We start from the raw sequence: 14,312 nt of genomic DNA on the forward strand, positions 1-14,312 counted from the left end.
CGCATCCATGCCCGTCAGCGCGTAGCCGCTGACGGTGACGGCCTTGCCGGTACCGGCGTTGGCGTCGGCAAAGCTGCCGCTGCCCGTGCCGACGACAGAGACGACGTCGCTGAGCAAGGCGTTAACTCCGGCCGTACCATGCAAGGTTGCGCTAGCGCTCGCATCATAGGTTTTATCCGCGGCGCCGATGCCCGACACCGCCAGGTCGGCCTTGCCGATCGTCGCCGTCAGGCCCGTCGGTTGCGTGACGACATAGTTGCCCGCGTCGGCGCCGCCCAGGCTGAAGCCGGACACGTTCACTGTCTTGTTGGCGCCCGCATCCTTGGTTGCAAAGTGGCCGATACCCTGGCCGCCCAGGGTGACGTTGTCCCCCGCGACCATGCCGGAATACGCCACGTTGTTGGTATTCAAGGTCGCCGTCGTCGTCGCATCGTAGGTTTTATCCAGGGCATTGATGCCCGTCAGGGTGATGCCCTTGGCGGTCACCGTATAGCTGCTGCCTGCGGTGCCCAGCACATTGTAGTTGCCCGCCAGGCCGCCATTGCTGCTGCTGCCCAAGACCAGGCCGGCGGTGCTGCCCAGCGCCGCGCCGGCTTGCACATTCTTGCTGGCCAGGTTGGATACATCGCCGGCACCGGTGACGCTGAAGGTCTGTCCCGCCACGCCGGTGGCCGTCAGCGTGCCACCCGCCACGGACGTCCCGCCATCGTAGGTCTTGCCGCCGGACAGGATCAGGTCGGCCTTGTGGATGGTGGCCATCACGCCGGCCGGCTGCACCAGGTTGTAATTGCCCGCATCGGCCCCCGTCAGAGCGTAGCCGCTGACGGTGACAGTTTTCCCGGTTCCGGCATTGGCGTCGGCGAACGTACCAGTGGCGGCGCCCCCCGCCAGGGACACGATATCGCCGCCCACCAGATCTGACGACGAAATGCCCGCCCCCGTGAGCGTGGCGCTGGTGGTGCCATCATAGGTCTTGTCACTGGCAGACAAGCCGCCGACGTTGATGCTTTTAGCTGTGATCGTCCCCGTCTTGCTGTCGAGGCCATTCAGAAAATAGTTCTGGCCATTGTGGGCAATCGTGGTGCCGCCACCACTGAACTTGACACCAGTGATCGTCACAGTCTTATCGATGCCAGCATTCTTGTCGGCAAAAGTAGCCGCCTGGCTGGCAGTATCGAGCGTCAGCCCGCCCGGCATGGTCAGCAGGCTGCTGAGCCCGGCCAATCCGGCGTTCGTCGTACCGTCATAGACCTTGGGTGCTATCGTACCGCTCAAATTGACTGCCATATAGGCGGTCAGCTGACCGGGATTGTTGATGTACGCAGTATAGTCCGTCGGGGTGTCATAACTGCTCGGGTTGTAATAGATGCTGACGGCGCTTGCGCCACCTACGAGAAAAATATTGCTTTGAATGGCGCTGGGGTCGTCAAATATGACGGTGCCCATGCCCCTAGCGCCATTGTCGGCCCGCAGCACGATGTTGCCGCCCCCTTGCGCCTCGATGCCACCGCCAATATCGTTGACCGATCCGCCGAAAGTGACGCCATTTGTCAATTTGAACTGAACATTGCGATAGGCGCTCAGCGTCAGCGTTGTATTGCTGGTCCAGTTAGGTATGCTGGGATAGCCGACAACGGAGTAGTCATTGCCGAAACCGATACCATCCAGGATGATGATATCGCCATTGCCGCCCCCCCAAGGAGTACACGTCGTGCCCGTACAACTGGCCGATGAGCCTGTTGTCTTGATGGTCACATTGCCGTTATTGAGCGCCGTCGACAGGACGCGCGTGTCGACATTGATGCCGTATGAATTGCCCCAGATACTTGCATTGCCAATCAGGATATCGTCCGGATCGAGCAGCCATTCTCCCACCGTGCCACGGGGCGCTGCGGTAGTGACGGAGGCGCTGGCGTTGATCTTCAAGGCCTTGCCGGAGGTCTCCACCTTGCCGCCGTTGCCCGACACCATGCCGCCACGCGCCGTGATAATGCCGTTGAACAGCGTGCTGTTATCGGACCAGACCGCGACGTTGCCGCCATTGCCGCGGGTGATCGCATCGGCCTTGATCGAGGCGCCAGCGTCGACCGTGGTCGTATGCGCACGTTGCTCGCTGCCGCTGCCGAGGAAGTTACCGCCGACCAATGCCGTGCCGCCGCCTTCGCCCGACACATCAATCGCGCTGCCTGCCGCCAGCCTCACCGTGCCGCCCAGCACCTTCACGGTGCCGCCGCTTACGCCTTCGCCGCTGCCCGACGCATCGAGCGTTCCGCCATTGGCTGCGGTGCCGGCACCGCCAGCCTCCAGCACAATGGAACCGTTGACATTCCTGACGCTGCGCGCCTGCACGATGCCCGTGTTATTGATCACGCTGGCCAGCACGGCGTTCCTGGCGCCGGCCGACAGCCAGACCGCGCCGCCGTCGGCCTTGATGAGGCCGCCATTTTCGGCCAGGTTGTTCAACGTGCTCTGGTTGACCTGCAGATTGACCAGGCTATCACCGGAAAACGACAGCGTGACGTCGCTGCCCGCGCCCAGCGCCACCGTGCCAGCCTCCACGTTGATGCTACCCGGATTGCTGACCGTATTGCCGACGAAGGCGACATAGCCGCCCTGGGCCGCATTGATGGTGCCCTGGTTGATGATGCTGCCCGTGCCGGTGCCGCTGAAACGGCGCGCCGCGCCATTCAGGCCCGCATCGCTGATGTCGAGCGTGGAGGCAACCAGGCCACCGACATTAACTTGCGATCCGGCGCCAAACAGCACGCCATTCGGATTGATCAGGTAGACCTGCCCATTGGCATTGAGCCGGCCGAAGAACTGCGTGGCGTTTGTGTCACTGATACGGTTGACGGCAATGGCACTGGCCGATGGCTGGACGAAATTAACCGTCTCCTGGCTCGTAGTATTGAACGACTGCCAGTGCAAAGACAGGTTCTGGCTACCTTGCGTCACCGTGGTGGTGGCACCGTTCTGGCTGATGGAGCCGTTGCCGGCGGTCACCTGTCCGCCTGTCGGCCCCGCCACGGCGACAGGGGCGACCGCCAGCAAGGCGCTGAAGAGAATACTGCGATTGGCTGCCTTGCCCCGGCCCCTGGTGCGTTCCGGGACGATCACCCAGGCGTGGTGCACATGGCTCCAGATGAGTCGATAAATTCTGTTCATGGAAGCATGGCGCATGGTGGTTTTCTCGGGTTGTCGGTTCGATGCTCAGATGGCATGCCGCTTGTTGTATAGACGTTAGTTAGCAGAAAATCTGCCCAGATGCTCGGCAACCCGGCGGTCAAGCGCGGGCTTCCACTCTGCCGGCATCACTTGATTGACCAGCCGGGCAATACGTTCGATTTCGGCAAGTTCCGCCGCATTTTTTATGGTGGCTCTGGCAGCGCTGTTCCACATATATATCTTCGCCAGGCTGACAGGCGTCAGCGCGCCAGTAGCCGGGTCCGGCGTGCTGTTGGCGTACAGAATGGCCACTGGCAAATAGGCCGGTGCATACCCTTCGGAAGCGGCATGTTCCAGCCATGACAAGGCCAGCGCCGGATTGGCGTCGCCACCTTCGCCCTGCCCCAGCATCACGCCCAGGCGGTATTGCGCCAGATGGTCGCGGTTTTCCGCGGCCTGTTGATACCAGGAACGCGCGGCCGCCAGATTTTGCGGCACTTCCGTGCCCTCCTTGTAATAATCGGCGATGCGCAGCATGGCCGGTGCCGACCCTGCCTGCGCCGCTTGCGCGCACAGTCCCAGGCCGTGCTCGACATCCTTGCCGACGACCTGCCCGCGGATGTACAGTTGACCGGCAGAACACAGCGCATAGACGATGCCCGCCTGCGCCGCCTTGCGGTACCAAGCTTCGGCCGCCTTGCCGTCGGCCGCCTGGCCGATCCCGTCAGCCAGGCAATCGCCAAAAAACTGTTGCGCAGCAGGAATGTTGCCCTGTGCCGCCTTGCCAAACCAGGCGCAGGCGGCGGCCGGATTGCGCGCACGCCCCCACCCTTCGCGCTCGATCAATCCCAAGCTGAATTGCGCCAGGGGGTTGCGGGCGGCGACGCGCGTGTATGCTTTGTAGGCGAGCGCATATTCGTGGGCAGCCAGTGCCTTATCGGCCTGCTTCAATTCAGTGCTCAGCTCGCGCGGCGCAGCGCCGGCCTGTAACGCGACAAGCAGCGCTGCAATCAGCGCTGCAACACCCAGGATACGCAAAATAAATACTCCAGATAAAGTCATCAGCGGTGGCATGCACCTCCACATGCCACCTGTTCAACGACGATGAGATCGTCAAGGGCAAGCCTAGTCCCGGCTTGGATACAGGCCATTGGTGGCCGCGATGTAGTACGTCAATGCAATGTAGGACGGTCTGTTATCAAATGCTTCACCACTGCCGACGGTGCTCGTTTGGCCAGTGGCCGCTGCGGTGCCGCTAATGGTGCCTGTCAGCTGCTTGGCGGGTAGCGACATACTGGCCGTGGAGGCAGGAACCGAGACCGAAACGTTGCCGCCGCTGATGGCGCCGGCATTCAGCGTCGCATCCGGTGCCGACGAGGCATAGATGCTGGAGGAAGCAGCAGGTGCCTTGCCCAGGTAGGCACCCGACGGCGAAGCGACGCCGTTGGTCGTATTAGCCACATTCATTTTCAAGTCCGTTACCGTGCCGGTGGCCGTGGCAGCGGCAATGGCTGTCGTGATGTTCAGTGCAGGCAAGTCCACGCTGACCACCATATTGCTCAGCTGGACGGGAATGGCGCTCACCGTAAACGAATGCGGTGGCAACTGTGTGACCGACAGTTTAATGGCATCGTTCCCCCCCGTATTGCCGGTCAGGTAGGTCGTGCCGTTGGCGCCAACCACGAACTTGCCGCGAAGGTCTGGCAGCTTGAAGGTCGTATTGGTAGTAGCGCCATAAGTATTGCCGATCAAAGAATACAACGCCGCATTGGTACTCATAAATACGTCCTGGCCGGCGGCCACCACGTACTGCCGATTGAAACTGCCAAAATTGAACGGCACGGCCATGATGCAGATGCTCGCCAGGACCGGGCTGTCGGTACAGGCAAAGCTGTTCGGCGTCCAGGCGGCCGATACGATGCCGGCAATCAACGCGGCGCGAGAAAAGTGCTTTTTGACTACAGATTTCATTTCTTATTTCCCTTAATGTAAAGCCAACGTTTTATGTGATGCGTAAACTTTCTGCATTGCCAGTGCGCTTTGACGTCATCGATGCACCGTCCCTTCACTTGCCGCTAGCCGCTAGCCGCCGGCGCCAGGATGAAGAATTTTTTCCAGGAACCTGACAAGCTCCGCGATACGGCGCTGTGCATCTACGAATTCGATGACGCCAGGAACAGTTGGCGCATGTTCAATAGCAAGAAAATCCGAGCCGAGAATTGCGGAGATATACGTCTTGACATGCTGGATCCCTGCCATGCTCAGATACTCGACGGCAGTTGCAGGGGCAGGCCCTGGAGACCCGCACGAAAATGCCGCGTTTGGCAAAGCGGCGTAGAGTGTTTTCGAGGCGGCGGAATCGGCCAATGCGGCAAGCACCACGCCATAAATCTGCTCAGGCAGTTTTACCCCGCCCTCGGCATCGGAATTGCCGTAAACAGTCAATAATTGAAGAAGCGTGCTCAGGCTCCATGCATGTGGCACGATATCGTACTGATTGTGGATCAGGACATTCCAACTCTGCCAAGGCTGCTCTCCGGCAGATTTCCGCGGAAAGGCTTGGCCAAACCGATTGGAAAAGGTTTTATTTCCGGGAGATGCTCCTGCGGTCGGGTAAACCTGTATCCGCTCAAATGCCGACAATGCGCCATGTTCCTTCAGGTACAAGGCAAAAGTTGGAGCCAGCGCACCGGCAAGGCTATGCCCGGTGAAGATAATGCGCGCGCCGGCGCCTGCCGTGCCGTTGAGCTGCGCGATAAAATCGGAAAGACTGGTCTGTCCGTGGGCCGGATCCGTCGGCGTCAATGCGGCAATGTGCCTGACGCCCGTCGCGGTCCCCTTGGAAATGACCGGCATGAGAGAATTGTGCGAAACGACAGTGGCAGGCTGTCGTGCCGGGTTATAGTGCGTCCAGCTAACGGTAGAAGACACCGTAAAATCTTCCACGATCCAATCATAGCCGGATATCAAATTGGTTGCGGCAATAGCAACCACATAGCTTGCCGCCGTGGTCCCATCTTCAAACGTGACTTCGGGATTGTAGAAAACAGCCGCGGCATTTTCCATGACTCTGGAATCTGCTCCGCGCCAGACAGCTGGCCCCCATGCGATTTTCCAGTCGTCCCCCAGGCCTGCCACCACCACTGGCGTCGACAATGCCACCTGTATATTTTCCGCAAGCTGGGCTTCAAGCGGGTCGCCATGCGTGCCCGGAACATAGCGATCTTTTGCTATATAGTTGGAAGCTAGATTGGATAATAAAGACAGGGCAAACGTTTTCTGAAAAACATCGAAATTTGGTGGCATAATTTCTTTCTTGGTCAAATTTTTACAGGAAGAAGACTACGTACCAGCAGGTAAAAAACTATTGTTTTATAGGTATTTTTAGACCTTGTGTTCGCGTTATTATTTTGATCCACCTATATCGCTAGGACTCCTACAAAGGCGTTCCCGCGCGGATATTGCATTGTGGTTTTATTTGGTGACAAGTAAGAAAGAAGCGGAATCTACAGATGAGGATTCTCATTGAATAACATTCCCTCTTGTGTTGGACTCAACCATTGCCTTGCTGACGATGGGATTTTGTAAGTATAGTGAGTGAGTTACTGAAATGACAAACCACCAATACCCACCAGAAGTGACCAATTGTGACGAAAGTATTTTGTAGCAAGAAGCAAGGCAGAATAAAACGGCGGTTTGCACGAAGCAAATCAGAAGAGTGCTGTTGCTTTATTCATCCGAGAAAGTAATTTCCCAAGCGGAGAATTGCGGCGTTTTAAAGTGGACGGACCTACGCTGCCAGTGCATAGAGTTTTATTGCAATCGCGCCGTCAAGTGCGAACTGCGCCCGTGCGGATCATAAACATGAGTTCGATGCCCGCGAGCAGATTACCAACGCATCGGAACGACTTAAAGTTGAGCATTGGCCTGATCATTCGCTTGATGGAACAATGCTCCAGTTCCATGATGTTGTTAGGGTATTTGACTTGGCGCACGAGAATTGGCACGCTCCGGCCGGCATTGACCGCGTCAGCGGCAGCCATGTTGGCTCAGCTCTTGTCCATTGCGACCTTTTCGGGACAGTCATTCATACCTAGGGCCTTGGTAAGAAAGCGCTTTGCAGCAGCCAAATCGCGTTTTATCGTCAGCAGAGCGTCGACAGTCTTTCCCGGTTTGTCGACAGCGCGATATAGCAGCAGTGTGCCTGCTTCGGAGCATTACGACGGCACCGTTGGATGTAACAGCCTGGTCCATCGCCTGCATAAAGCGCTTGATGACGTCGATGATTTTTCTCGCTGGCGGTGGACTTGCCATCATGCCCGGCGCAGCATGATGCTCAAGTGCGCCAAGTCAAAATAGAGGCTTGCCTGGGACGTTTAATGAATCACCCCCCGTGGCTTAGACTCTCCTGATCCATAGTTCTTGGAAGATGAGAACCCGATGGATCGTGTTGGGCATGAGCGTCCTGCCAGGCACCTGATGTGCGATCTCGTAGCTTGACTGATCCAACGACGAGATCGGGTCTGGCCTGTCTATCCCCCCTGCCCTGCATAGACTCCTTCCGCGCACCAGCAAGAGCTGGTTGAGCTTCGGTGGGTTCCTGCATTACCGTTCCCGCGGAAAAACGCGTTGCGACGGTAATCTCAGGTTCCGCGGGGCACGGCGCCATTGATTCGGTTCTTCTTTCGCATCATTTCCACTCTGCAACGATACATTTAAGTTAAAGTGTTGCGTTGATCGATTGAGTCCGCGGCCACTAGCGATCATTGCGAATCAGAATATTACCGCCGACGGCCGTTTGGCCCCAGTTGAACTTGGATGTTAGACGTTAGGTATGACGAAAATTTACTTTCTGCCGAAAGATCAGATTCAACCGCTCGTCTCTGGCTATGGTGCAGGCCTAGCAAGCGACATGATCACTGTCGATGGTCTTCCGGTATGTTTCATGTATCGAGAAAGTCCTAGACACGACCACGATAGCGGATGGTGCTTCATGTCAGGACAAGAAACTGATGAGTACGCAAACGACATCGAAAATCTCGCGTATTACAATATAAATACGATCGTCAATTATGATCGTTCCATTATTCCTTTGCTAGACGCTCCGATCGGCTCGGCATTCGAACGAAATTCCAGTGATGAGGATTTCGTGGAAATCTTAGACTGGAATTCTACCGGAGACTGAGCGTATTCGGCGCAGAACGCCTTGCTGCGTAAAGCAATGTCGGATTTCCATCCTCTGGACTTCAGCTAACGGCCAAAAGCGGACCTCATCTGCTCTAACATCGAGGACGGATTGGCCTGTGGGCTGGACTGCAAACCTGTGATTAATATAATGAACCAAGATGATCGATTAGCCTATTTTGTCGTCGTGCATGGAATGGATGTTCAAACCTTCGAACAAATGGCTATTCACTTCGCATGTCGTCGTGGGGGCATGCGAGCGCTGGACGAAAGCAGGTATATCTCTATCCCAGTAACGCTTGACACCATAGGGAGAACCCTTACTTGGGTCAAGACCAAGTTGGACGGATGCTACCGTGAGCTATATTTGATAGTGTCCGTCGAAGCGAAATTATCTTGGAGCGAGGTTGTCATTCCCGCTGAGATAGCTTTGCTCGCTGGTCAATCTAAGGCGGCAATCAAGGTTCTGCTTTCCAATTAAAGCGAGCGTGATCTCATGGCTGGCACCGTCAGCTTCGGGGCGCAACCTACCAACGACAGCAGCCCGCCAGAAGCGGTCGGTGAGTCTACCCATGATAAATTGGAGACACAATGTATATTCAAGAAGTCGAAATTTTTTCTGATGCATCGAACGCCGTTGTAATGCGCCATCCACAGCGTAATTTCCCCGGGTGCCTGATTCAAGGCGATACACTGAGTGTCTTGCTTCGGTCTCTTAAAGTAGTGCAGTCTGAAGCGGCGTGCCTAAGTGAAGAGGCCGCAGGAGAACTCGCGGACACTGTTGAGCAGCTATCTGACCTGGTGTCTCACTACAAAGTCACGTTAATGAGCAACAATATCTCTCTTCCGTTTAGCGACTGAGCATCTTCGCTCTTTCGTGAAAACGGCGAGCATCTGCTTCGGGGCGGACCCCGCCAACAGCGGCAACCGGCCAATAGCAGACCTATACCCAGGCGAAGGAAAGTAGATGAACCTTTTCGAAGAGGCACTGAAAGGAAGTATCAACGCTGTCCGAATATTAAAATCTAATCAAAAGAAAAGCGATTCGGATATATTTGTATTCCCGAATGATGTTGCAGCCGTCATTAAGATGTACTTGCAGCAGAAAATTTCGGCTTCGGATTTGAAGGAATGGGCTTCACTAATTCTTTCCGTTGAGAGCTACATTTGTCCAAATTGGGAAAATTATGAACTAGCTGATCGCTACCAGCCAATGTGGGACATACTACAACGATTGGAGATGCCAGCAATTCATGGGCAAATTTCTGCATCGATAGCAGAAACATATTTGCAGAAACTTGACTCGATTTGATGTCGTATCCAAGAAGCGCCTTTCGGCCAAGAGCAGACGGTCATTTTTGTAGCCGGAAAACAGGATTGTATTGATGGTTAGCACCGAGATAGAAAAGAGGAAAGCTGTTCGACTACAGTATCGTGAGCTCTTCGATGCGCTCTCAACGCTACTGTTCAGGGCTGACCCAATTGGTATTAATTTTGAAACGAACACTGACGAATACGAACCAGAGGTCGGGACAATTATTCCCCGACTGAGGCATGCCAAATCTGAAGCCGATGTGCAACTTATAGTTCACGAGGAATTTTGTAGATGGTTCGACAGCGAGACTGCCGGGCCGATAACCGATTATCGTGGCCTCGCTTCTCAAATTTGGGACGAATGGCTACGATGCAAATAATTGCAGTGGGGGATCACGGCGGACTTCGACCAGAAGTGGCCATTCGAACCAGCGTGATAATGTTTGAGTTTTTCCGCTTGGCAATCCGCTATGCTCTGGTGCCGCTACCGGACAGAAGCTACTGGCGACACAATGGTTTCAACAAGGCGTCTTATGCATAGTGAGAAGTGTCCAAAATGCAAATCGGCAAGCTGTGTCGTAGAGAAGTTGCTTCTCATCGGAGAAAAAAGCCCAAACGTGGAGCTTGTAGGATACCAGCGGCTCGACCAATTGGCGGTAGACGAACTGCAGGTCCAGTATCAGTCGGACGATCCATTGCGCCAATTTATTAAAGGCTGTTACTGCAACCATTGCAGCATCGGCTTTGTCCCTACCTACTTTATCAAGCCGTCGGTCCTCAGGAGATAAGGCAGTAGGCAATGGCTCGGATCAGCTTTTTCTTGGTAGCGGTCTCGAGTGTCCGCCGGGGGGCGGTAGCGGACGGTGCCATTGAATCGCCGCCAGTAGCTCAGATTTTCCTGATCCTTGGTTGTTGAAAGAAAAAGAGCCGATGATCGTGTTAGGGTCTCGGGTCTTGCCAGGTGCCGGTATGCGATCTCGTAGCTGCCTGCTCCACCAACGAGATCGGGTCTGACCTGTCTATCTCCCCTGCCCTGTAGAGACTCATAGCCGTTACTTAGGCCCACAGAGGATTATGTCCGGTTGGAGGCGGAACCTGCCAACGACGGCAACCGGCCAGAAGCGGACAGTCGGCAATTGACCAACTAAGCTTTACTCAGAAAGTCAGCATGTCTCACCGTGATCCTTTTGATGTTATTTCATCCACCGTTGATCTGGATGATCCGGTAGAGCACGGTGATGCTCAACGCTTTATGCTTAACGCCCTGGCTCGGGTGATCGAATGTCTACCCGTTACCGCGCAGTCTTCTGTTTTGGCTGCTAAACGATATCTTGAGGGCGCGGCAACGGATAGCGAGGCCTTAGCTGTCCGGGTGAGGCTTTGGGAGACCATCCGAGGACGCGATATGTCGGATGACCCTGAGGTGTTGCGTATCAGAACCACGATTTGTGCGCTGCACGGCATGGACGCTGAAGCACCTTACGACAAGTTGGAATACTTTCTGTTTTTTTGGGAGCGCAGCGGCTTAAGCATGGTCGAGCTAGCTGGAGCTATGTTCGACACATACGGCGTTGTTTATCACGACGCTTAATCGGCTGCGGTGGCATATGTCGAATGCGTCAGATCTATGTCTGCTTCGGGGCGGAAGCGGACGGTGCCACTGAATCGCCGCCAGTCGCTTAGGCTTTCCTGATCCATGGTTCTTGAAAGATGAAAAACCGATGGATCATGTTAGGGCCCCGGGTGTCTTGGAAGACGCCTGACGTGAGATCTCGTAGCTGCCTGCTCCAACGACGAGATCGGGTCTGGCCTGTCTATCTCCCCTGCCCCGCAGAGACTCCTGCCACGCGCTAGCAAAAGCTACTTGAGCTTCGGGAGGCTCATGCATTAACGTTCACGCGGCAAAATGCCTTGCGACCTTTATCTCGGGTTCCACGGGACGCGGAGCAATCGATTCGAGTTATCTTTCGCATCATTTCTGTTCTGCAACGATGCATTTAAGTTAAAGTGTTGCGTTGAACGATTAAGTCCACAGCCTGAAGCGGACATTGCACGACCAGTATCTATGACCCTATGACAAACGACGAACCGCTCAGCAATTCGGATCTCATTGCGTATCACAAGGCAACCGGCTGCCCCGTGATGACGGCAAAGACAGCATTGTTGTCAATGGAACCCTTGTTGCGGTCGAGAGTACTCAAGGCTGCACTAAACCAATCTGGAAAGAGCCAGTTGTACGACCCAATCGAAGATGAACCAACGCTGTGGGAACAAATTCGCGCTGCGAAGGAGGAAGCGAAGATCGTTGCTGGAGCGGTAGCCAATCGTGGTCAATGTCACCAAATATGGGTTGAGCAAGCACGTATATTGACTGCACAGGGAATAACCTGGTTCTCTCCCGCAGTAATGAATCCCTGGACGGTCTTTGATTAACGCCATGGTTCGCTCGGGTACGACTGCTTAGGGGCGGAGCCTGCCAACGACGGCAATCGGCCAAGAGCAGACCTTCCAAGCGAAGTGCAAACAATGGAAACAAAGATATGAAATTAGACGAATTTGCTGGTATTACACAAAAAATAATCAGTGAACAAGGTTTCGATGATTTTATTCCCATCGCATGTCTTCCTGAGCGTCGAGAACTTCGAGCCCTCGCCGATATTGAACCTGGTGAAGAAACTGAGGCAACTGTGGTTGAGTGGGCGAAGTCTCTAACGGAGTCAGTAGAAGAGTTGTTGGTTGCTTTCAAATTTTCCGTGTCTCAGTTCAAGGTTATCCGCATCAGGGGGCCTGAGGAAGAGTCTGCGATTTATGAAGTTCCGTGTGATTGAACTGGCCGTAGCCGGCCAGAAGCGGTCAATCGATTTAACCTAGGGAACTTGATGAACGAAGCGTCGAACCAGCCCCGAACGAAATACGACAAACTGTTCAATGTCTTCGAGCAGTTCTATGCATCATTACCTGAACTGTCAGACCGACGAATTTCCGATCTGCGAGACTCATGGAATTTGGCAAAGGCACAGTATGAGAAGTTTCTCTCTGCAGGCGAATCGAAGTCGAGAATTGCTGCCGGCCTTGAGCAAGGCCTACGTGAATTGCCCTTGCTCCTTGCGGATGTTGAACTAAAGAACCGTTCCCAAGTTGTAGCTGCGCTAAGCAGCGCCGTGCGTACGTTTTATCCAGATTTCGCTGCCAAGGAAGCTAAACGCCTTGAAGAGATTCTGACAACCGGCAAGATCCGGGGGGAGAACCAATTCTATCTTGTGCGGCATCGGATCGACGAACTTGAAGGTTCTGGCGATTCTGAAACACAATTAGGAAAATTGTATCGTTTGGTCGATGAGTTCGAGGCGCGGCTCCGCAGATGACCTTGGCACAGACGTAGCCGTCCGCTATGGGGCGGAAGCGGACGGTGCCGGTTGGTGGCTTGAATCACCGAAGGTGGCTAGGCTACTCCTGATCCATAGTTCTTGAAAGATGCAAAGTCGATGGAACGTGTTAGGAGCCTGGCCGTCCTGCATAGCACCATGTGTACGATTTCGTAGCTGCCTGGTCCAACGACGAGATCGGGTCTGGCCTGTCTGCCCCCCCTGCCCTGCAGAGACTCCTGCCGGGCTCAAACAAAGTCTGCTTGAGCTTCGGCAGGTTCGTGCATTAACGTTCCCGTGGCAAAACGCCTTGCGACGGCAATCTCGGATTTCGCGGGGCACAGCGCCATTAAATCGGTTCGTCTTTCGCATCATTTCCACTCTTCAACGATGCATTTAAGTTAAAGTGTTGCGTTGATAGATTGAGTCCGCAGCCACTAGCGATCATTGCGAATCAGAATGTTACCGCCGACGGCCGTTTAGCCGTAGTTGAACTTGGATGTTAGACGTTGGGTATGACGAAAATTTACTTCTTGCCGAAAGATCAGATTCAACCGCTCGTCTCTGGCTATGGTGCAGGCCTAGCAAGCGACATGATCACTGTCGATGGTCTTCCGGTATGTTTCATGTATCGAGAAAGTCCTAGACACGACCACGATAGTGGATGGTGCTTCATGTCAGGGCAAGAAACTGATGAGTACGCAAACGACATCGAAAATCTCGCGTATTACAATATGAATACGATCGTCAATTATGATCGTTCCATTATTCCTTTGCTAGACGCTCCGATCGGCTCGGCATTCGAACGAAATTCCGGTGATGAAGATTTCGTAGAAATTTTAGACTGGAATTCTACCGAAGACTGAACGTATTCGGCGCAGAACGCCTTGCTGCGTAAAGCAATGTCGGATTTCCATCCTCTGGACTTCAGCTAGCGGCTATAACCGGACCTTCACTTACGACTATTTTTGAGCGATAAATGACTGTAGATTTTGCGCCGCTGCTACCGCGTGACAAGCACGACACTGAAAGTGCCGCAGCTCTCATAGTTGAACCGTCTAGAGTCATTTCTCGTCATCTGTCCTGATCTTTACCAAGTGACTACGTACATTTTCACATTCACGATAGAGGATGAAAGTTCATGGTTGGAAATCGGGATTATTGTAGTGGTCAACCCATCCCGGACACTACGTTAAGTTTTTCTTCGGCGACGGCCGGTGCCAGTCCCTGGTTGAACTGATGTGGTCGTATCCAGTTATACCGGTGCATCAGGTAGTGGCTGAT

Annotated in this window: 13 protein-coding genes and 1 pseudogene; 9 read left to right on the forward strand and 5 right to left on the reverse strand. The window is 54.5% G+C overall.

All coding sequences use genetic code 11. The features are described 5' to 3' along the window. The 5 genes and pseudogenes from O3298_RS14860 to O3298_RS14880 form a co-directional block, all read right to left on the reverse strand. The coding region (locus O3298_RS14860; RefSeq protein WP_305059848.1) for a YDG domain-containing protein at positions 1 to 3,165 on the reverse strand (3,165 nt) is incomplete at its 3' end. Positions 3,166 to 3,240: 75 nt separating this feature from the next. Further along, complete coding sequence (locus tag O3298_RS14865) at positions 3,241 to 4,116, reverse strand: tetratricopeptide repeat protein (protein ID WP_305059849.1); 876 nt, start codon at positions 4,114 to 4,116, stop codon at positions 3,241 to 3,243. A 174-nt stretch (positions 4,117 to 4,290) separates the two neighbouring features. Then, positions 4,291 to 5,136 (reverse strand): phage tail protein, encoded by an 846-nt coding sequence (locus O3298_RS14870; protein WP_305059850.1) that lies wholly within the window; start codon positions 5,134 to 5,136, stop codon positions 4,291 to 4,293. 111 nt (positions 5,137 to 5,247) lie between these two features. Further along, positions 5,248 to 6,489: a hypothetical protein gene (locus tag O3298_RS14875; RefSeq protein WP_305059851.1), complete on the reverse strand. Its 1,242-nt coding sequence runs from the start codon at positions 6,487 to 6,489 to the stop codon at positions 5,248 to 5,250. Positions 6,490 to 7,010: 521 nt separating this feature from the next. Then, positions 7,011 to 7,358, reverse strand: a pseudogene (locus O3298_RS14880) (DDE-type integrase/transposase/recombinase); the annotation flags it as partial. Between the two features lie 641 nt (positions 7,359 to 7,999). Between O3298_RS14880 and O3298_RS14885 the strand changes: the two are divergent. The 9 genes from O3298_RS14885 to O3298_RS14925 all read left to right on the forward strand — a co-directional run bounded on the left by O3298_RS14885 (position 8,000) and on the right by O3298_RS14925 (position 13,894). After that, on the forward strand, positions 8,000 to 8,350 hold the full coding sequence (locus O3298_RS14885; RefSeq protein ID WP_305059852.1) for a DUF2185 domain-containing protein: 351 nt from the start codon (positions 8,000 to 8,002) through the stop codon (positions 8,348 to 8,350). 150 nt (positions 8,351 to 8,500) lie between these two features. Beyond that, positions 8,501 to 8,830 (forward strand): hypothetical protein, encoded by a 330-nt coding sequence (locus O3298_RS14890; RefSeq protein ID WP_071323966.1) that lies wholly within the window; start codon positions 8,501 to 8,503, stop codon positions 8,828 to 8,830. Positions 8,831 to 8,940: 110 nt separating this feature from the next. Then, positions 8,941 to 9,210 carry a hypothetical protein gene (locus O3298_RS14895; protein ID WP_156894849.1) on the forward strand — a complete coding sequence of 90 codons (270 nt, stop codon included), beginning with the start codon at positions 8,941 to 8,943 and terminating at the stop codon, positions 9,208 to 9,210. A gap of 106 nt (positions 9,211 to 9,316) precedes the next feature. Next, on the forward strand, positions 9,317 to 9,661 hold the full coding sequence (locus O3298_RS14900) for a hypothetical protein (RefSeq protein ID WP_156894850.1): 345 nt from the start codon (positions 9,317 to 9,319) through the stop codon (positions 9,659 to 9,661). Between the two features lie 1,170 nt (positions 9,662 to 10,831). Further along, positions 10,832 to 11,254, forward strand: a complete 423-nt coding sequence (locus tag O3298_RS14905; RefSeq protein WP_305059853.1) for a hypothetical protein — start codon at positions 10,832 to 10,834, stop codon at positions 11,252 to 11,254. A gap of 482 nt (positions 11,255 to 11,736) precedes the next feature. Continuing rightward, positions 11,737 to 12,096 (forward strand): hypothetical protein, encoded by a 360-nt coding sequence (locus tag O3298_RS14910; protein ID WP_289913733.1) that lies wholly within the window; start codon positions 11,737 to 11,739, stop codon positions 12,094 to 12,096. Positions 12,097 to 12,203: 107 nt separating this feature from the next. Beyond that, positions 12,204 to 12,491, forward strand: a complete 288-nt coding sequence (locus O3298_RS14915) for a hypothetical protein (protein ID WP_305059854.1) — start codon at positions 12,204 to 12,206, stop codon at positions 12,489 to 12,491. A 51-nt stretch (positions 12,492 to 12,542) separates the two neighbouring features. Beyond that, positions 12,543 to 13,028 (forward strand): hypothetical protein, encoded by a 486-nt coding sequence (locus O3298_RS14920; protein ID WP_305059855.1) that lies wholly within the window; start codon positions 12,543 to 12,545, stop codon positions 13,026 to 13,028. A gap of 515 nt (positions 13,029 to 13,543) precedes the next feature. Continuing rightward, positions 13,544 to 13,894: a DUF2185 domain-containing protein gene (locus O3298_RS14925; RefSeq protein WP_219328811.1), complete on the forward strand. Its 351-nt coding sequence runs from the start codon at positions 13,544 to 13,546 to the stop codon at positions 13,892 to 13,894. Positions 13,895 to 14,312: the final 418 nt, after the last annotated feature.

The sequence above is a fragment of the Janthinobacterium sp. SUN137 genome, assembly GCF_030587265.1.
Classification (GTDB): domain Bacteria; phylum Pseudomonadota; class Gammaproteobacteria; order Burkholderiales; family Burkholderiaceae_D; genus Janthinobacterium; species Janthinobacterium kumbetense.

Excerpts from the sequence above, each read along its gene's own strand:
- O3298_RS14885 (WP_305059852.1), top strand. The coding sequence starts at position 8,000 with ATGACGAAAATTTACTTTCTGCCGAAAGATCAGATTCAACCGCTCGTC.
- O3298_RS14915 (WP_305059854.1), top strand. The coding sequence starts at position 12,204 with ATGAAATTAGACGAATTTGCTGGTATTACACAAAAAATAATCAGTGAA.
- O3298_RS14905 (WP_305059853.1), top strand. The coding sequence starts at position 10,832 with ATGTCTCACCGTGATCCTTTTGATGTTATTTCATCCACCGTTGATCTG.
- O3298_RS14910 (WP_289913733.1), top strand. The coding sequence starts at position 11,737 with ATGACAAACGACGAACCGCTCAGCAATTCGGATCTCATTGCGTATCAC.
- O3298_RS14920 (WP_305059855.1), top strand. The coding sequence starts at position 12,543 with ATGAACGAAGCGTCGAACCAGCCCCGAACGAAATACGACAAACTGTTC.
- O3298_RS14925 (WP_219328811.1), top strand. The coding sequence starts at position 13,544 with ATGACGAAAATTTACTTCTTGCCGAAAGATCAGATTCAACCGCTCGTC.
- O3298_RS14900 (WP_156894850.1), top strand. The coding sequence starts at position 9,317 with ATGAACCTTTTCGAAGAGGCACTGAAAGGAAGTATCAACGCTGTCCGA.
- O3298_RS14870 (WP_305059850.1), bottom strand. The coding sequence starts at position 5,136 with ATGAAATCTGTAGTCAAAAAGCACTTTTCTCGCGCCGCGTTGATTGCC.
- O3298_RS14890 (WP_071323966.1), top strand. The coding sequence starts at position 8,501 with ATGAACCAAGATGATCGATTAGCCTATTTTGTCGTCGTGCATGGAATG.
- O3298_RS14895 (WP_156894849.1), top strand. The coding sequence starts at position 8,941 with ATGTATATTCAAGAAGTCGAAATTTTTTCTGATGCATCGAACGCCGTT.